Origin of the sequence: Neobacillus sp. DY30 (assembly GCF_030123065.1) — a bacterium.
Taxonomy (GTDB): Bacteria; Bacillota; Bacilli; order Bacillales; family Cytobacillaceae; genus Neobacillus.
Genome location: NZ_CP126093.1, coordinates 3,509,980 through 3,528,767, shown reverse-complemented (window position 1 = coordinate 3,528,767; position 18,788 = coordinate 3,509,980). Strand labels below are relative to the sequence as shown.

15 protein-coding genes are annotated in these 18,788 nt (G+C 39.1%); 14 read left to right on the top strand and 1 reads right to left on the bottom strand.

Going from position 1 to position 18,788, the window contains the following annotated elements:
• Nucleotides 1-8 precede the first annotated feature (8 nt).
• The 9 genes from cysW (at nucleotide 9) to QNH29_RS17085 (ending at nucleotide 11,542) form a co-directional block, all read left to right on the top strand.
• Entirely contained in the window at nucleotides 9-857 is an 849-nt protein-coding gene (cysW, locus tag QNH29_RS17125) for a sulfate ABC transporter permease subunit CysW (RefSeq protein WP_283860584.1), read from the top strand.
• Between the two features lie 48 nt (nucleotides 858-905).
• Nucleotides 906-1,970 (top strand): sulfate/molybdate ABC transporter ATP-binding protein, encoded by a 1,065-nt coding sequence (locus QNH29_RS17120; RefSeq protein ID WP_283860583.1) that lies wholly within the window; start codon nucleotides 906-908, stop codon nucleotides 1,968-1,970.
• Between the two features lie 147 nt (nucleotides 1,971-2,117).
• Nucleotides 2,118-3,311 carry a MalY/PatB family protein gene (locus tag QNH29_RS17115; protein WP_283860582.1) on the top strand — a complete coding sequence of 398 codons (1,194 nt, stop codon included), beginning with the start codon at nucleotides 2,118-2,120 and terminating at the stop codon, nucleotides 3,309-3,311.
• Between the two features lie 154 nt (nucleotides 3,312-3,465).
• Entirely contained in the window at nucleotides 3,466-4,248 is a 783-nt protein-coding gene (locus QNH29_RS17110; protein ID WP_283860581.1) for an NAD-dependent protein deacylase, read from the top strand.
• Between the two features lie 164 nt (nucleotides 4,249-4,412).
• The gene (locus QNH29_RS17105; protein ID WP_283860580.1) at nucleotides 4,413-5,729 is read left to right on the top strand and encodes an FAD-binding oxidoreductase; all 1,317 of its coding nucleotides are present in this window, start codon (nucleotides 4,413-4,415) and stop codon (nucleotides 5,727-5,729) included.
• A 1-nt stretch (nucleotide 5,730) separates the two neighbouring features.
• Entirely contained in the window at nucleotides 5,731-7,083 is a 1,353-nt protein-coding gene (locus tag QNH29_RS17100; RefSeq protein WP_283860579.1) for a (Fe-S)-binding protein, read from the top strand.
• Nucleotides 7,064-8,512, top strand: coding sequence for an FAD-binding oxidoreductase (locus QNH29_RS17095; protein ID WP_283860578.1), 1,449 nt, complete (start codon nucleotides 7,064-7,066; stop codon nucleotides 8,510-8,512). The genes QNH29_RS17100 and QNH29_RS17095 overlap by 20 nt, the downstream gene beginning before the upstream one ends.
• Nucleotides 8,513-8,530: 18 nt before the next feature.
• Nucleotides 8,531-10,714 carry a malate synthase G gene (locus QNH29_RS17090; RefSeq protein ID WP_283860577.1) on the top strand — a complete coding sequence of 728 codons (2,184 nt, stop codon included), beginning with the start codon at nucleotides 8,531-8,533 and terminating at the stop codon, nucleotides 10,712-10,714.
• Between the two features lie 51 nt (nucleotides 10,715-10,765).
• The gene (locus tag QNH29_RS17085; protein WP_283860576.1) at nucleotides 10,766-11,542 is read left to right on the top strand and encodes an IclR family transcriptional regulator; all 777 of its coding nucleotides are present in this window, start codon (nucleotides 10,766-10,768) and stop codon (nucleotides 11,540-11,542) included.
• 43 nt (nucleotides 11,543-11,585) lie between these two features.
• On the opposite strand, the gene QNH29_RS17080 is transcribed toward QNH29_RS17085, so the two are convergent.
• Nucleotides 11,586-12,575, bottom strand: coding sequence for an NADPH:quinone oxidoreductase family protein (locus QNH29_RS17080; protein ID WP_283860575.1), 990 nt, complete (start codon nucleotides 12,573-12,575; stop codon nucleotides 11,586-11,588).
• 280 nt (nucleotides 12,576-12,855) lie between these two features.
• Here QNH29_RS17080 and QNH29_RS17075 point away from each other — a divergent pair, with 280 nt between their 5' ends.
• The 5 genes from QNH29_RS17075 (at nucleotide 12,856) to QNH29_RS17055 (ending at nucleotide 18,770) form a co-directional block, all read left to right on the top strand.
• On the top strand, nucleotides 12,856-14,031 hold the full coding sequence (locus QNH29_RS17075) for an MFS transporter (RefSeq protein WP_283860574.1): 1,176 nt from the start codon (nucleotides 12,856-12,858) through the stop codon (nucleotides 14,029-14,031).
• A gap of 117 nt (nucleotides 14,032-14,148) precedes the next feature.
• Entirely contained in the window at nucleotides 14,149-15,069 is a 921-nt protein-coding gene (locus tag QNH29_RS17070; RefSeq protein WP_283860573.1) for a DUF1002 domain-containing protein, read from the top strand.
• Between the two features lie 304 nt (nucleotides 15,070-15,373).
• A complete protein-coding gene (ftsZ, locus tag QNH29_RS17065) occupies nucleotides 15,374-16,501 on the top strand; it encodes a cell division protein FtsZ (protein ID WP_481858839.1) in 1,128 nt (375 codons plus the stop codon).
• Nucleotides 16,502-16,647: 146 nt separating this feature from the next.
• On the top strand, nucleotides 16,648-17,631 hold the full coding sequence (locus QNH29_RS17060; protein ID WP_283860571.1) for a proline dehydrogenase family protein: 984 nt from the start codon (nucleotides 16,648-16,650) through the stop codon (nucleotides 17,629-17,631).
• A 146-nt stretch (nucleotides 17,632-17,777) separates the two neighbouring features.
• Nucleotides 17,778-18,770 carry a TAXI family TRAP transporter solute-binding subunit gene (locus QNH29_RS17055; protein WP_283860570.1) on the top strand — a complete coding sequence of 331 codons (993 nt, stop codon included), beginning with the start codon at nucleotides 17,778-17,780 and terminating at the stop codon, nucleotides 18,768-18,770.
• Nucleotides 18,771-18,788: the final 18 nt, after the last annotated feature.

Here is an 18,788-nt window from a genome sequence, read left to right as displayed (position 1 = left end):
AGGGGATTATGATTGTTCAAGAGCTTGAAGAGAAAAATGTAAAAGCCAATTCCAAGCCAGGTTTAATAAGAAAATGGATGTTAATAACCATTGCGCTTGGCTTTCTGGGAATTTTTATTCTGGTACCATTAATCGCTGTTTTCACGGAAGGACTGAATAAAGGAATTCAGCTATACTTCGCGTCTTTGACAGAACGTGATGCCTTATCAGCGATTAAATTAACGTTACTCACAGCAGCAATTACAATACCCGTTAACACTATATTCGGGGTATTGGCGGCTTGGGCTATCGCAAAGTTTAATTTTAGAGGCAAGAATATATTAATTACTTTAATTGACATTCCTTTTGCCGTTTCACCTGTCATTGCCGGCTTAGTGTTTGTTCTTTTGTTTGGTTCACAGGGAGTTTTGGGACCGTTTTTACAAACCAATGATATAAAAATTATTTTTGCAGTACCAGGGATCATTTTAGCAACTATTTTTGTTACATTTCCATTTGTCGTCAGAGAACTACTCCCCATCATGCAGGAACAAGGAACAGAAGAAGAACAAGCTGCGATTACGCTTGGTGCAAGCGGATGGCAAATGTTCTTTAGAGTAACACTGCCTAATATTAAGTGGGGGCTGCTTTACGGGATTATTCTTTGTAACGCTCGAGCCATGGGTGAATTTGGAGCGGTATCAGTTGTATCCGGCCATATTCGAGGGTTAACCAATACGATTCCTCTTCATGTTGAAATTTTATACAACGAATACAATTTTACGGCTGCTTTTGCTACAGCTTCGTTACTTGCTTTGTTAGCTTTACTCACGCTGATATTAAAGAGCTTTGTGGAATGGAAAACAAAAAAACATTAAACATGGACGGTCAAAGATTGTTTGTCTTTGAATTGGAGGATTATTAGAATGGGGATTACCATCAAGGAAGTATCAAAGGCGTTTGGGGCTTTTCCAGCCGTAAATCATGTCAATCTCGATATACCAACTGGGGATTTTGTTGCCTTATTAGGGCCATCGGGTTCTGGTAAAACCACTCTTTTAAGGCTTATCGCGGGCTTAGAGGGGTTAGATTCTGGAGGAATCTTTTTTAATGACATCGATTACACCTATAAAACGATAAAAGAACGGAATGTTGGGTTTGTTTTTCAAAATTATGCGTTATTTAAACATATGACTATTTTTGATAATATCGCATTTGGATTAAAGGTAAGACCGAGGAAAACCCGTCCTTCAAAAAATGAAATTGCTGAAAAGGTAAATGAATTGTTGAAGCTAGTTCAATTAGAGCACCTTACCAATCGTTATCCTTCACAGCTTTCTGGAGGACAAAGACAACGGATTGCCTTAGCAAGGGCACTTGCGGTTGAACCAGAAGTACTGCTGCTTGACGAACCTTTTGGGGCACTAGATGCAAAGGTTCGTCAGGAACTCCGTCACTGGTTAAGAGAAATTCACCAAAAGCTAAACATCACCACTATTTTTGTGACACATGACCAAGAAGAGGCATTAGAGATGGCAGATACGGTAGTGGTCATGAATCAAGGGAAAATTGAACAAATTGGCTCTCCAGAGGAAGTGTATCAAAGTCCAGCAAACGCTTTTGTTTATAGTTTTTTAGGAAGAGTCAACGAGTTTCGGGATTCTGAGGAGTCAGAGGCAATCAGTTATATACGGCCGCATGAAATTGTTCTGCGAAAATTTTACCAAGGAAATAGCGTCTTGTCAGATGTTTCGCATATTCATATCATCGGTTCAACGGTCAGAATCGAATTGAGACGGCAGGATACGGGTGCTTTATTTGAAGCAGAAATGAGTATCGACCAATATCACAATTTGGGTCCTGTAAAAAGAGGAGATATACTTTTTGCAGAATTTAAAAATGTTGTCGTATTTGATTCAAGTTCAGAAAATAAAATAACAAATGAAGCAAAAATTGGGATTAGAAACCCATTAAAAAGTAAATTAATATAGAAGGAAAAAGTGCTAGGATATCCTGGCACTTATTTTATTGAGAAGTCATAATGATTGAATAATAAATATATAAAGAATAAATTAGTGACAAGAGGCTTTTTCAACTTGTAAAACTCAACACTAATTTTCGTAAAAGGGGCAGATAACATGAAATATAATTTTGATGAGATTGTAAATCGAAGGGGCACTTATTCTGTAAAGTGGGATGGGGGTCAAATCATAAAAAATATGGGTCTAACCGAAAGATATGATGAGGATACCATACCTTTATTTACCGCTGACATGGATTTACCGGTACCCCAACCCTTAATCGACGCCTTACATAAGACTGTTGATCATCGAATTTTTGGTTATTCTGTATTTCCTGATGAGTATTTTGAAGCCGTACAGCATTGGTTTAAAAAGAGACATGATTGGGAGTTCAAGAAGGAGGAAATTATCTATAGTCCAGGAACAGTCCATGCCTTGAATGTAGCAGTAAGGGCATTTACAAAACCTGGAGATGGGGTCATTATTCAACGGCCAGTCTATCCTCCATTTACCTCCTCTATTGAGGCAAATGGACGAACAGTAGTAAATAATGCGCTCAAAAGTAATGAGGAAGGTTATTATTCGATTGATTTTGAGGATTTTGAAGCGAAGGCAAAAGATGAAAATGTAAAAATGTTCATTTTATGTAATCCTCATAATCCAACAGGAAGAATGTTTAATCAGGATGAGCTAAGAAAATTAGCAGCTATTTGTGCGGAAAATGATGTTTTAATTATAGCTGATGAAATTCATGGCGATATCGTTCGACAGAATACAACCTTTATTCCAATTGCCAAAGCAGCAGCTGAGCATGCTGACAAGATAATCACGTTTACTGCGATTAATAAGACATTTAATGTCGCGGGACTTCATTGTACGAATGTGATTATTACGAACCCTGAGCTGAAGAACACCTTCAATGGTGTTATGGGCATGCATTTACCATCCCCCTTTACTGTATCAGCCCTCATCGCGGTTTATCATGAGGGAGAAGATTGGTTAGACCAGCTTAAAGAGTATATCGACGGAACCATGGAATGGGCAGTGGACTTTTTAGAGAAGAAAATGCCAAAGGTAAAGGTGAGAATACCTGAAGGAACATACATTATGTGGATGGACTTTAGTGCTTACGGAATATCTCCAGATGAAGTTCATGACCGGATCTACAACAAAGCAAATGTCTTATTGGAAGATGGAAAAATGTTCGGAGAAGAAGGTTTGCAATATCAAAGGATCTGTATACCATCACCAAGACCGATGATCAAAGAAGCCTTCGAGAGAATTGCTAGGGAGTTTGAAGACTTAGAATAGGTAGTGGGAGATTTAGTTGCGGATGGCAGGAATTAGTTGCGGGTAGCAAGAATACTGGCCAATAGCCGAAAATACTAGTGTATAGCACGTTGCTAGCTTTATGATAGCGAATATTACACTGTTTGCTATCCCCGAAAAACATAGGAGTGATGACATGGAGAACAGCATGCTTGAAACTTGCACAAATCTAATTAAGAATGCGAAGAACATCGTCGTCCTAACGGGTGCAGGCATTAGTACTGAATCAGGTATCAAGGATTTTCGTTCACAAACTGGGCTTTATCAGACGGCACCTGAATATATACTCTCACTTGATAATTTTTATCATAATCCTGAGGGTTTTTATCAATTTGCTATTGAAAATCTATACCACCCAGAAGCACGCCCTAATCTAGGGCATGAAATCCTTGCTCAATGGGAAAGCGATGGGAAGGTTAGTTGTATTATCACGCAAAATATAGATGGTCTTCATCAAAAAGCAGGTTCAAGACAAGTGATTGAATTTCATGGGACAATGAAAACTGCTTCCTGTCAAAACTGCAGAAAAACCTATTACACCGAAGAAATGATTAACAGATTAAACACGATGGAAGACTTTTATGTTTGTAACCACTGTAGTTCTTCTTCAAAAAAGGAAAGGTATATCAAGCCCGATGTCGTCCTATTCGGAGATACGGGTGAATGGTTTACAATGGATGGATTCAACGAAATTATTAACATGATCCATCAAGCAGACTGCATATTAGTATTGGGAACTAGTTTGAAGGTTACCCCATTCTCAACATTCCCACAATACAGGAGCGAAGGCACCCCTTTAATAATAGTCAATAAAGGAGATACCCCTTTTGACCATAGCAAGGATTCTTTTGTCATCCACGATTCCATCGGAGCAACATTAGAAAAAATGAATAATCATATTAATCCACCTAAGCTGTAGAGGTGGATTTTTTCTTTTCGTTAACTTAAAACGGTTGTGTTGTTTTTTGAATTTTCCAAATTAATTGACATTTTAAGGTAACAAAAATAAAATTAAAGGGTAGATTTTTTTACAATAAAGCCGAAACACTGTTTGTTATTACGCAACTTTTGGAGGTGAAGTAATTGATTTCTGACGGAAGCCTAACTGAACTAAAGTCAGTCTTTAAAGACATACAGATAAGTGACGAAGACCAAGATCATCCACTTGGGAATTCTGGCAGAGTAACGATTTTTCCTAAAACAGAACAAGAGATTTCATCTGTTTTGGAGTATGCCAATAACCATAAACATTCTGTTTTCATCATGGGAGGCGGTACAAAAAGAGGATTTGGCGGGACGCTTGAAAAAGCAGACATTCTCTTATCGTTAGCTCAATATACTGGAATCGTTGAGCACAATCCCGGTGATATGATAATGACAGTGAAAGCAGGGACTACCTTCCAAGAAATGCAAAATTATTTAACATCTTACAAGCAAAAAGTTCCACTAGATCCTTTCATGCCAAAACATGCGACGATTGGGGGAATTGTTTCCTCTAACGACAGCGGACCTAAAAGGCTGGGTTATGGGTCAGCGAGAGACAATGTGATTGGCCTCAAGATGGTCTATCCCGATGGCACTCTGATTCGTTCTGGCGGAAAAGTGGTAAAAAATGTTGCCGGTTATGATATGAATAAGCTATTTATTGGAGCAATGGGTACCCTTGGTGTTGTCTCACATGTGACAGTAAAACTGCGCCCGATTGCTAAATATGAATCTATCCTTTTTGTATCCTTCGCTGAAAAAAATGTTGAAGAGATTAAAACATTTGCAGCAAAAGTGCTAGATTCCATGATTGAACCTATCAGCCTCGAGATACTAAACCCCTTCTTAGCTGAAAAATTAACAAAAATTAATCAATACACATTGCTGATTTCGTTTGAAGATGTGAAGAACTCCGTCTATTATCAAGAAAATGTTATCAGAAGTATTGTCCCTGATAAAACCACCCTAAGATCCCTATCACAAAATGAAGCGAAATCCTTCTGGGATAACTTTTATCACCAACAACCCAACAGTTTAACAAACGTAACCACAACAGAGGCAGTTCTAAAAATTGGAGTTGTCAACTTAAATGTCATCAAGATTTTACGAGAAGCCGAGTTAATTAGTGATGCTTGTCATGTGTCTATTGAAGCACATGGAGGTTTAGGCACCGGTATATGTCACATGTCCATCCGAGGTGCAAACAATGATGTGCTCTCTGCGATACACCAAATAAGAAAAATTGCTATGAAGCACGGTGGTTATGCCATCGTAAAGCACCTTCCATTCTCCCTCCGTAAAGAAATTAATGCCTGGGGAGAAAAAACTGCTGCGCATTTTCTTTTTGAAGGAATTAAACACAAAATTGATTCCAACAAACTCTTGAATAAGAATCGTTATGTGGGGGGGATTTAACATGAGTGTTAAGCAAAGCGAAATAAACCAAAAAACCTCGTGCACATCCTCTCTAGGTAATTATCTATGGCGTGATCCGCCGCAGGAAAAAAAGTGGGCGGATTGTGTACACTGTGGGATGTGCTTGGAATCTTGTCCTACATATGAACAAACTGGAGAGGAGCAGCACTCACCTCGAGGTCGTGTCTATCTCATTAAAGCAGTAGCAGAAGGTAAGCTGAATGTGGATGAACATTTTGCGAATCCCGTTTTTTCCTGTCTCGATTGTCGTGCCTGTACGACTGCCTGCCCTGTTGATGTGGATGTTGGCGGGCTGATTGAGGAAGCAAGAGGGCAGATCAGACAGGCGGTGCCACTGAAAGGCTGGAAGGGAGCTGTAAACAAGTTTTTTCTTCATGGAGTGTTCCCAAACCATAATCGCTTACGTTCCCTAGGCATTTTATTAAAGTTTTACCAGTCTAGTGGATTGCAAAAGGCTGTCCGTAAAACAAAACTAATTAATATCATGCCACAGCACTTAATCGAACTGGAGTCGATTATGCCGAAAGTCAAAGGGGCTGTTCGTAAAACTTTTATAAAAGCTAAAGGTGAAACCAAGCATGAAGTGGCGCTATTGACCGGCTGCGTAATGGATGTATTTTTTAGAGATATCAATCAATCCACCATCAATGTTCTCATAAGGAATGGAAATGACGTGAGTATACCGACAAATCAAACATGCTGCGGGGCATTGCATGTTCATGCCGGAGACAGAGAGATGGGCAGGAAGCTTGCAAAGCAAAATATCGAAGCTTTTGAAAAAGCAGAAAAGGTAATAGTCAATGCTGCTGGCTGCGGGTGCATGATGAAGGAATACGCTGAATTATTCCGTGATGAACCAGTATGGAAAAAACGAGCGGAAGAATTTGAACAGAAGGTAGTGGATATCTCCAAATATTTGCACGATACTGGATATGAAAAGCCTAAGGCAACTCTGAACACAAGAATCACCTATCATGATGCATGCCATTTAGCACATGGGCAGGGTGTAAGGCAGGAACCACGTGACATTTTGCTTGATATTCCGGGAGTAGAAATGGTACACATGCCAAACGCAGACCGCTGCTGCGGCAGCGCGGGAATCTATAATATTACCAATCCTGAAATGGCTGATGCTATTCTCAAAAGTAAAATGGAAAACGTCCCAGAGGATGTTGAAATGATATCGATGGGAAATCCCGGCTGTATGATGCAAATGGCACTAGGCGTACAAAAATACGGAAGAAGCCAAAAGATTGTTCACACCGTTCAGCTTCTTGACTGGGCGTATCAAAAAGAAGAAGGGGTTGACCGCTATGTCCGTCATAAAGATTGATACCACTGACCAGCACATTATCAATCTTGCGGCAATCGTAGGCGGACAACGCTCGATTTTATATAAAAAAGCAGACTTGCTCGCATATGATTGCGATGGATTTACTATTCATAAGCACTTGCCAAAGGCTGTTGTCTTTCCCAAAAATACCGAAGAAGTATCCAAACTAGTAAAATATTGTTCTAATCACAGTCTCCCATTTCTTGCACGTGGTGCTGGAACTGGTTTAAGCGGCGGTGCCATTCCTGTTAATGGAGAAGTTATCATTAGTATGGTCCGGATGAAAAGGCTGATCAGCGTTGACTTAGAGAATAGGAGAGCTGTGGTTGAGCCAGGCTTCGTTAATTTAAAATTAACAAACTCCATTTCAGATAGAGGCTATTACTATGCCCCTGATCCTTCGAGTCAATATTGCTGTACCATTGGAGGGAATGTAGCTGAAAATGCAGGCGGGGCACATTGTTTAAAATATGGAGTTACAACGAACCATATTCTTGGTCTCGAGGTGGTGCTACCGAATGGAGAAATTATTGAGGTTGGAAGGAATGGAGTTTTGGATGAGCCTGGATACGATTTACTCGGACTTTTGACTGGTTCGGAAGGAACTTTAGGTATAGTTACGAAAATAACCGTTCGAATCTTAAAAACCCCAGAAGGAAAACAAACGGTTCTCGCCTATTTCGATAAGGTTCAAGATGGAAGCCAAGCTGTTTCCGATATCATCTCAGCAGGAATTGTACCCGCAGCACTGGAAATGATGGACAAAACAGCGATTGAGGCTGTAGAGGCGGCTGCATTCCCAGTCGGACATCCAAAGGATATTGAAGCGGTTTTATTAATAGAAGTGGATGGTATTGCGGCAGGGATAGAGGAACAAATCGACGAGATTTTGGAGGTTTGTCGCGTAAATAAGGTTCGTGAAGTTCGTGCAGCCAAGGATGAGGCAGAGAGAGGAAGGTGGTGGGCAAATCGTAAAACAGGTTTTGGGGCGATGGGGGCTATTTCACCTGACTATTTAGTACAGGATGGGGTAATTCCAAGGAGCAGGCTTCCGGAAGTATTGAAGAAAATTGCGCAGATTAGTGAAAATTCTGGTTTGCGGATAGCGAATATTTTTCATGCTGGAGATGGAAATCTCCATCCACTCGTTTTATTTGATGCCCGTAAACCAGGAGAAATCGATAAAGCTCTGGAAGCTGGAAGTCTTTGTTTGAAGGCTTGTACAGATGCAGGAGGAACAATAACTGGGGAGCATGGGGTAGGAATTGAAAAGCGAGAGGAAATGCGTTTTGTTTTTAAAGAGGAAGAAATACTAGCACAAATCAAAATTCGTGAAGTATTTAATCCTAATAATCTCTTAAATGCCGGGAAGCTTTTCCCGACACCAGGTCGCTGCGTGGAAATAAAAAAAGAAGCCAATGCCAAATAGATAGGGAGGAATGTTGAAATGAGTAATTATGTGAATGTAGGAGATTTACAAGTTGCCAGTGAATTATATGATTTTATCAATTCTGAAGCATTGCCAGGAAGCCAAGTCGATCAGGATAATTTTTGGGAAGGGTTTGAAGAAATTATCAAGGATTTGACTCCGAGGAATAAGGAATTGCTCGCTAAAAGGGAGGGACTGCAAACAAAAATTAATAGATGGCACCGGCAAAATAAAGATTTTAATTTTAGCAGCTACAAAGCATTTTTAGAAAAAATCGGCTATCTCCTGCCAGAACCAGAGGATTTCCGAATTTCTACTGAAGGTGCAGATAATGAAATTGCCCTAAAAGCAGGTCCTCAATTAGTTGTACCTGTGGATAATGCCCGTTATGCCATTAATGCTGCAAACGCACGGTGGGGGAGCTTATACGATGCCTTATACGGTACTGACGTAATTAGTGTTGAAGGAGGCGCACAAAACCAGGGTGGATATAATCCTGTTCGTGGCGAGAAAGTCATCGAATTCGCCAGGAATTTTCTAGATGAGACCATCCCTCTGCAGCTTGGAACACATAAAGAGGCAGTAAGCTATACGATCGAACAAGGAAGTTTGGTGATTACTTTACGGACTGGAGAGATCACTACTTTAAAAAATAAAGATAAATTTGTTGGATACCAAGGTCAGCCAGATCAGCCTTCAGCAGTTCTGCTGAATAATAATGATAACTATTTTGAAATTCAAATCGACCGAAGTCATCCAATTGGAAAAACAGATGGTGCAGGGATAAAAGATATTCTTCTAGAATCGGCTCTTACTTCGATAATGGATTGTGAAGATTCCGTTGCTGCAGTTGACGCACAGGATAAAGTTCTTGTATTTCGAAATTGGTTAGGTTTAAATAAAGGCACCTTGAGTGCAACTTATACAAAAGGAAATAAAACCCTAACACGGACACTGAATCCTGACCGAAGGTATCTGACGCCTAATGGCAGTGAATTCACCTTGCCAGGGCGTGCTTTAATGCTCGTGCGAAATGTTGGTCATCTGATGACAAATAATGCGATTCTAGATGGTAACGGGAATGAAGTACAGGAGGGGATTATCGACGCTGTTGTTACCTCACTATGTGCAAAACATTCCATAATCTGTAACACCTCTTTCAAAAATTCAGCAAAGGGCTCAATCTATATTGTAAAGCCAAAAATGCATGGTCCGGAAGAAACTGCGTTTGCAAATGAACTATTTAACCGGACAGAGGATTTACTAGGGTTAGCTAGAAACACCCTGAAAATTGGGGTAATGGATGAGGAACGCCGAACATCGTTAAATCTTAAAGCATGTATCAAGGAAGTACAGGAGCGTGTTGTCTTTATTAACACGGGATTCCTTGACCGGACGGGTGATGAAATGCACACGTCGATGGAGGCAGGTGCGATGATCCGTAAAAATGAAATGAAATCCACGCTATGGCTGCAAAGCTATGAAAAATCTAATGTGAACAATGGTCTTTCAACAGGCTTCCAAGGACGTGCACAAATCGGTAAAGGAATGTGGGCAATGCCCGATTTAATGAAGAGCATGCTCGAGCAAAAAATAGGCCATTTATTGGCCGGAGGAAATACAGCATGGGTTCCATCGCCAACTGCAGCTACCCTTCATGCCCTGCATTACCATCAAGTGAATGTAAAGGAAGTACAAAACAATCTATTCAGCAGCATAACTGATTTACGGAATGATATTTTACAAATACCTGTTTCTGACCATACGAATTGGAGTTCAGAAGAAATCCAAGCAGAGCTTGATAATAATGCTCAAGGAATTCTTGGCTATGTCGTAAGGTGGGTTGAGCAGGGGATCGGCTGCTCAAAGGTACCTGATATTAATGATATAGCGCTTATGGAAGACAGAGCGACCCTTCGTATTTCCAGCCAGCATGTTGCGAACTGGCTGCATCATGGAATTTGTACTAAGGAACAAGTGCTACAAACGCTGGAAAGAATGGCTAAAGTAGTGGATGAACAAAATGCTGGGGATCCTGCATACCGACCTATGGCCGATGACTTAAAGCAATCTGTGGCATTCCAAGCAGCGTGTGATTTAATATTTAAGGGCTATGACCAGCCAAGTGGATATACTGAACCAATCTTGCATAGCCGCCGTTTAGAAGCGAAAGCAAAATATTCAATTCAATCCCAATCATAGATATATTCAGGGCATTTATCTCAAAATGTCCTGGTAAAGAGGGTGGTTAGTTTGCAGAGAGATAATGTTGTTAAGTCCGTGAGCAGGGCGCTCGATATTATCGCAATTGTAGGGTTGAAAAAGGGGGGGCTCGGTGTAACTGAAATTGCGAATCAAATTGATATCAACAAAAGCTCGGTTTTTAGAATACTATCTACACTTGTTCAATATGGCTATATTGAACAAAATCCTGAAACAGGGAAATATAAGCTAGGCTATAAGTTCCTGGATATTAGCTCAAAGCTGTTAGAATCCATTGATTTAAGGTCCGAAGCGAAACCATTTCTCCAAGAGCTTGAAAATAAGACGAATGAAGTAATACATCTTGTTGTCTATGACCAAGGAGAAGTCGTCTATATTGAAAAATTAGAAGGAAATGAAACCTTAAGAACTCATTCTAAGGTTGGAAAAAGAGCTCCGATGCATAGTACGTCTGTGGGAAAGGCAATCCTATCTCATTTGCCAGAAAATGATGTTCTGTCCATACTTGATCGAAAAGGGATGCCCTGCCATACAGACTATACTATTACTACGCCAGAGGAATTTCTGCATGAACTTAATCAAATAAGGCAAAGGGGTTACGCGTTAGACTTAGAAGAAAATGAGTATGGGATTACCTGTATCGCTGCACCTGTTTTTGATCATTTAGGAAAAGTCGTTGGGGCGGTCAGTATATCTGGTCCAACGACAAGAATGAACACTGAGCGGTTGAACCAACTCGGACCGCTTATGATCCAAACCGGTAAGCAAATATCGGCGAGACTCGGTTATTCAATTTATCAACAATAGGAAAAAGCCGCAAATCTTTGTCCAAAGTTTTGCGGCTTTTCTTTTACAATTTTACGATAAAGCGTCCTCTTGCCTGCCCTTGTAAAATGAGAGGGAGGGTCTCTGGAAGCTCTTCTAAACTTATTTCTTTGGAAATGGAATCTAATACGTCAGGTTTAAAATCATTAGCCATTTTCTCCCATAGGTATTTACGGACTTCCATTGGACAGTATACAGAATCAATCCCAAGAAGATTAATACCACGAAGGATAAACGGAAACACCGTGGTAGGAACGTTTCCACCTCCCGTTAATCCACTGACTGCTACTGAACCATTGTAGTGAATTTTACTTAAAATAGCCGCAAGAGACTCTCCGCCAACCGGATCAACGGCACCCGCCCACATCTGCTTATCTAACGCTTTGACCTTACCGTTATAAACTTCATCCCGTGACACAACCTCTTTAGCGCCGAGTTTATGTAAATAATCATGTTCATTCAATTTTCCAGTACTTGCCACAACATCGTAGCCCCTTTTTGCTAAAATGGCAACTGCGATACTTCCAACCCCGCCGGTAGCACCCGTAACTAGTACTTTACCTTTTTCAATAGTGAGGCCATTTTCTTCAAGTCTCTGTACGGAAAGGGCTGCCGTTAACCCGGCTGTTCCATAAATCATCGCTTCTTTTAAGGAAAGGTTCTCAGGTAATGGGACAATCCAATCAGCAGGAATCCGAGCATATTCACTGTAACCGCCAAAATGGGAAACTCCAATATCATAGCTGGTGGCAATGACTTGATCTCCCGCTGAATAGCGGGGGTCATCTGAAGAAACAACCATACCAGCTAAGTCGATCCCTGGTACAAATGGATAGGACCTTACAATTTTTCCTTCAGGAATACTGGCTAAGCCGTCTTTGTAATTAATACTCGAATAAGCAACTTTAATTAATACTTCACCAGTAGATAAATCATCCAAAGTAAGATTTTTAATCCCAATCGTAAAACTACTTTCTGTCTTATTCACGACTAAAGCTTTGAAATCATCTTTCAAAATATAGTCACCTCTTTAATATAAAATTTTCCATTTTCATCATACTACATTATTATGAAAAGTATAGAACTAGGGGTAAAGAAGCTATTAAATGTAATTTAGCATTCTTATAAGTGTACTAATTTCAATACTTCGAACTAAAATAGAAAAAGGTAAAAAATGTAGGAGTTGATTGTTATGTATATCGTAAGACCCCCTTGTTAATCTAAAAAGAAAACCATTCGTCCACCTCCTTTAGTCCCCTTATGAAAATGGACAAAAAGGAGGAAATAACTGGATAATGGTAAAAAACATAAATAAGCTCTATCTAATTATATTTTTTCATAATCTTATTCCGGCCTACGTTATCGAAAGGTTGTTTTGGGAACAGCGGGGTATGACTGTATTGATGGTTATTCTTTGTGAAATTATCTATTCCATCAGTATTGTTATCTTTGAAATACCTACAGGCGTTTTTGCTGACAAATTTGGCAAAAAATCACTCCTCGTTTTTGGGGCAGTCTTATCCATGTTTGAATTTATAATCCTGCTCTTTGCCTATAATTTTTGGACATTTGCAATAGTTGTCTTTTTAGCAGGCATTTCAAGTGCGTGTACTAGTGGTGCATGGAATGCACTTCTATATGACTCATTATTAACAGTCAACAAGCAAACATCCTTCGAAAAAATAGTTGGCAGAATGAATTCACTGGATTTGATTGCATCATTACTTGCATCCTTCTCTGGGAGTGTATTGGCTAAATATTTTGGATTTGAATTTAACTACATTGTGTCTGCAGTAAGTATGTTTCTTGCATTGGTACTTACGTTCCTCTTGAAGGAACCACAAGGGGACCGTATTCAAGAGCAGAAGGAAAAAAATATGGGGTTTTTTATGGTTTATGTAAGGAAATCGATTTCCTTCTATAAAATTAACCCAAAGGTCGTCTCTATCATTACTCATGCGATGGGTATTGCAGCCTGTATTACGTATTTAGATGAATTTTGGCAGCTATATTTAGACGAGATTGGCTTATCCGTACTATTTTTCGGACTATTTTCTGCCTGTATCTCACTGGTAAGAATTCCTGGGAACTTACTAGCGGCTGTTCTACTCACCTATTTCAAAGCACAATCCATCATTCTTTTTATACTAGGAATCACCTCAGTTGGCTTTTTCATTACTGCTATTTTTCCAGGTACTATCGGTATCATCATGATCATGCTCATTTTTTTAGCGAGCGGGGTGATTGACCCTGTCGTAACTGGTTATCTTCATCACCATGGGAAATCTGAAATTAGAGCCACGATTGAATCGATTCAATCCTTGATTGAGAGCGTCATAACCTTTACAGTTGGAATCGGCTTTGGTATTATTTCATCAAGTTTCTCTATTCTATCGGGGTTTATATTTTTAGGTGCAATATCGTTCCTATTTTTCTGTTCCATTTTGAAAAGTGGCTTTGTAAAGTATTAGAGGCCATCCTTCGGGGTGGTTTTATTATTTTACACTCAATCTTGTTGAAACCTATTATTCTATTTATCCGTCTTTTTATTTGAAGCAGCTTAGAAATTTGAGAAGGAGTGATTTTTTTTGAAGCATCTTTATAAAGTGACAGCATTTGCTATTATAGTAGCAATAATCGTGTCTTTAAGTAGTACAAGCAAGGTGTTTGCCGATAGTAATGGTAATAATGAAGAAAGTATCAATGAAAAGTTTGGGCTGCCAATCGTGGTGTACGGTGAAGCATTATCAGCTGCCCAAAAGAAAGAAGTGCGAGATCTTTTAAAAGTAACGGACACGAGCAAAGTGAAAGAGATTACTGTTTCTGGAGAAGACTTAGTTAAGTATATTAAAGGTGACCGTCACTCTAATATGTATTCCTCCGCTAAAATCACGCGAAAAGATTCCGGTGAGGGACTTGTAATTAATCAGGTGACTCCTGAAAATATTACAGAGGTTACCGATGAAATGTACGCAAACGCCCTATTGACTGCGGGAATTCAAGATGCAGTCGTGGATGTTGCTTCTCCTGTTAAAGTTAGTGGACACTCTGCATTAGTAGGGATTTATAAGGCTTATGATGAAGGTGAAGGTGCAACGCTAGATTTGGAGCGGACCGAAGTTGCCAATGAGGAATTAAACTTAGCTACTGATTTAGCGAAAAAAGAAGGACTGAATCAGGATAAGGTAAGTGAGCTATTAACAGAAATTAAAAAGGAAATTGCTGAACAAAACCCTGCAACGAAAGAAGAAGTTGCAGCAATTATTGATGAAAAATTAAAGACACTAGAAATCAGCTTAAGTCCTGAAGACCGCCAGCTTTTACTAGATTTGTTTGAAAAAATGCGAAATTTAAATATTAATTTCGATAATGTAAAATCGCAGCTTGAAAATCTTACCCAGGATATCCAGCAGCGCATTGAGGAAGCAGTTGGTGACAAGAATTTTCTACAGCAAGTAGCTGATTTCTTTAAAGAATTAATTGACAGTATTAAAAGTATATTCTCGTAATGATTAGGCTCAGTCATAGAACTGAGCCTTTCGTTTGTAATGAAATTTTAATGATAAAAAATAGAGGAATGACAACAGGACTATATAAAAATCCCCATTTTTTTGTTAAAATAATAATTAAAGAAAAAGTTTCGACAAAATTCAATGAAAATCTGCTTTAGTTAGATTATAGTACATACTAGCTTCATAAATCTGCTAATAGCTTGAGTTCTTAAACATTAACATTTGAATTTTTTGAATTTTTAATAATGAGAAAATGAATTATTACGGGAGCAGGAGGAAATCTATCGTGTGGGATTTTGAAATGGACATAGATCAAGTTGCTAGAATAAAGGTAATCGGTGTTGGCGGCGGCGGTAATAATGCTGTAAACCGAATGATAGAAGACGGTGTCCAAGGTGTTGAATTTATTGCGGTTAATACAGACGCTCAAGCACTTAAACTATCAAAAGCAGAAATTAAAATGCAAATCGGTGCAACTTTAACAAGAGGTTTAGGCGCAGGTGCTAATCCAGAGGTTGGCAGAAATGCAGTCGAGGAAAGCAGAAAGCAGATACAAGAAGTATTAAAAGGAGCAGATATGGTGTTTGTTACCGCTGGTATGGGCGGAGGAACAGGGACTGGAGCTGCACCAGCTATTGCCCAAATCTCCCGCGAGCTGGGTGCTTTAACGATTGGTGTCGTGACACGACCATTCGGATTTGAAGGCCGTAAGCGTGCAACAAATGCAGCAGCTGGGATTGATTTAATGCGTCAAGCAGTAGATACATTGATTATTGTACCTAACGATCGTTTATTACAAATAGTAGATAAAAAGACTCCTATGATTCAAGCGTTCCGCGAGGCAGACAATGTACTCAGACAAGGTGTACAAGGAATTTCCGATTTAATCGCGGTACCTGGATTAATAAACCTCGATTTTGCTGATGTGAAAACGATTATGTCTAATCAAGGGACTGCTTTAATGGGTATTGGTATGGCGAAAGGTAAGGACCGTGCGGTTGAAGCAGCGAAGAAAGCAATTTCAAGTCCATTGTTAGAAACATCTATCGATGGAGCCCAAGGTGTCCTCATGAATATTACTGGCGGCAGCAATTTAAGTCTGTATGAAGTTCAGGAGGCTGCTGATATTGTATCATCTGCTGCGGACAAGGAATTAAACATGATTTTTGGTTCGATTATCAATGAAGACTTAAAAGATGAAATCATGATTACGGTCATCGCGACAGGGTTTACAGAAACAGAATTATCTTCTAAAAAGAACACAGTGAGTCCTTCACGGGATATTCCCTCAAGACCTCAATCTCAGGGTATCTCACGACGTGAGCAGAATATTCAAGAAGATCCTGCACCTAGTCAAGATAGACAAAGACAACATTTAGAAGATACGTTGGATATTCCTACATTCCTGCGTAATCGTAATCGCAGATAATGCTTCTACCAGGGCTGCTGAGACCATCTCGGCAGCCCTTTTTGATGGAAGATTACAAATTCGACATTTTTTTTAAAACTATGAGGAGCATTTGAAACATTTATGCTAAAATAATATTGAAATAACAACAGCAAGGAGACATCGCTATGTTAAAAGATATTTTTATGGGCTTATCTCAAAATCAATTTTTAAATAATGCTGCTAAAAAGTATGGGTTAAAAATGGGTGCACAGAGTGTCGTTGCAGGTACTAATATTGATGAAGTAATTAAAAGTATTAAGGAACTAAACGCACACGGAATTTCTTGTACTGTTGATAACTTAGGTGAATTCGTTTTTAAAGAAGAAGAGGCAACGGAAGCAAAAGAACAAATTCTTAATGTGATTGAAGCAATTCATGAGCATAAAGTGGCTGCTCATATCTCATTAAAGCCTACGCAATTAGGTTTAGATATTGAATACAGCTTTTGCTTAAGCAATTTAAGAGAAATTGTTGAAAGAGCTAACAAGTACGGTATTTTTGTAAACGTTGACATGGAAGACACCGGCCACTTGCAGCCAACCTTTGATCTTTTGGATGATTTGTCTCAGGAATATGACAACGTCGGAACCGTTATTCAAGCATATTTACTTCGTGCTGATGATTACCTAGAAAAATATAAAAATTTTCGTATGCGGATTGTAAAGGGTGCCTATAAGGAGCCTGCTGAATACGCTTACCAAAATAAAAAAGATATTGATGCTAATTTTATTAAACTAATTGAATGGCATTTATTAAATGGAAAATTTACCTCGATTGCCACACATGATCACAATGTCATCAATCATGTGAAGGCATTTGTTAAAAAGAACAACATTCCGAATGATCAGTTTGAGTTTCAAATGCTTTATGGTTTTAGAAAAGACATGCAGCTGCAACTGGCTAAAGAAGGCTATAATTTCTGTACCTATGTACCTTTTGGAAATGACTGGTATGGATATTTCATGAGACGTCTGGCAGAAAGACCTCAGAACTTAAATCTTGTAGCCAAACAGGTATTTAACAATAAAACAAACACAATTATTGGTGTTGCTGCAGGTGCGTTTCTTTTAGGGAGAATCACAAAAAATGCTAAAAAGAAGCGCAGATAATTGGTAATCAGCCCTTTCTAAATGAGAGGGTTTTTTCTATTGTTGAATTTCTTGATCTTAGTACTCTTCTTGACAAAAATGACAAGTTTATTAATAATCAATAATATGTATTAATTACCATAATTATAAAAAAGGGGGAAATACTCATGAAAAAGGAAAGGTTTTTTCTATCGATGGTGATTTTCTTAACACTCTCTATGATTCTAGCTGCTTGTGGAAACAAAGAAGAGAGTGGGGAAAAAACGGGAAATGATAAGGAAGTCAAACCAAAATTTATTAGTATTTTAACAGGTGGTACAGGTGGAACTTATTACCCATTAGGTGGCTCGTTTGCTGAAATTATTAAAGATGCAACAGGGATTGAAACGAATGCTGAAACAAGTGGTGCTTCCGCTGAAAACATGACGACCCTAAAGAATGGCGATGCTGAAATAGCTTTTTCCCAAACGGATATTGCTTCCTATGCCGTTAATGGAAAATTAATGTTTGAAACCAATAAAGTAGATAATGTAAAGGCGATTGCGACCCTGTACCCTGAAACAATTCAAATTGTAACCACTAAAGATTCAGGTATTACTTCGGTTCAAGACCTGAAAGGTAAAAAAGTATCGGTGGGTGCACCTGGATCGGGAACAGCTGCAAATGCTGAACAAATTCTTGAAGTACACGGTATGACTTTTGCTGACATTCAAAAACAAGATTTATCATTTGATGAGTCTACACAAGGGATTCAAGATGGGACAATTGACGCTGCTTTTGTAACTGCTGGAACACCTACTGGTGCGGTTGAAGGACTTGGAGCTACTGAGGACGTTGTCATTGTACCGATAGAACAGGGCAAAATTGACGATTTGATTAAAAAGTATCCGTTTTATGTGAAAAATGAGATTCCATCTGGAACCTATGGATTGGAAACTGCAGTAACAACTGTAGCTGTGCAGGCAATGCTGGTAGCTAAAAGTGATCTTTCAGAAGATGTTGTTTATGACATCACAAAAGCAATCTTTGAAAATTTAGATAAAGTTACACATGCAAAAGGTAAATTAATCAAGGTGGAAAACGCCTTAACTGGTGTGGGGATTGATGTACACCCGGGTGCACAAAAGTATTTTGATGAAAAGGGCGTTAAAGCTCAGTAAAGGTTTTACTTGAATTTT

What these genes read in the sequence shown, in the direction of transcription:
- cysW (WP_283860584.1), top strand. Translation starts at nt 9, where the DNA reads ATGATTGTTCAAGAGCTTGAAGAGAAAAATGTAAAAGCCAATTCCAAG.
- QNH29_RS17100 (WP_283860579.1), top strand. Translation starts at nt 5,731, where the DNA reads ATGAGTGTTAAGCAAAGCGAAATAAACCAAAAAACCTCGTGCACATCC.
- QNH29_RS17060 (WP_283860571.1), top strand. Translation starts at nt 16,648, where the DNA reads ATGTTAAAAGATATTTTTATGGGCTTATCTCAAAATCAATTTTTAAAT.
- QNH29_RS17110 (WP_283860581.1), top strand. Translation starts at nt 3,466, where the DNA reads ATGGAGAACAGCATGCTTGAAACTTGCACAAATCTAATTAAGAATGCG.
- QNH29_RS17120 (WP_283860583.1), top strand. Translation starts at nt 906, where the DNA reads ATGGGGATTACCATCAAGGAAGTATCAAAGGCGTTTGGGGCTTTTCCA.
- QNH29_RS17095 (WP_283860578.1), top strand. Translation starts at nt 7,064, where the DNA reads ATGTCCGTCATAAAGATTGATACCACTGACCAGCACATTATCAATCTT.
- QNH29_RS17090 (WP_283860577.1), top strand. Translation starts at nt 8,531, where the DNA reads ATGAGTAATTATGTGAATGTAGGAGATTTACAAGTTGCCAGTGAATTA.
- QNH29_RS17075 (WP_283860574.1), top strand. Translation starts at nt 12,856, where the DNA reads ATGGTAAAAAACATAAATAAGCTCTATCTAATTATATTTTTTCATAAT.
- ftsZ (WP_481858839.1), top strand. Translation starts at nt 15,374, where the DNA reads ATGGACATAGATCAAGTTGCTAGAATAAAGGTAATCGGTGTTGGCGGC.
- QNH29_RS17115 (WP_283860582.1), top strand. Translation starts at nt 2,118, where the DNA reads ATGAAATATAATTTTGATGAGATTGTAAATCGAAGGGGCACTTATTCT.
- QNH29_RS17055 (WP_283860570.1), top strand. Translation starts at nt 17,778, where the DNA reads ATGAAAAAGGAAAGGTTTTTTCTATCGATGGTGATTTTCTTAACACTC.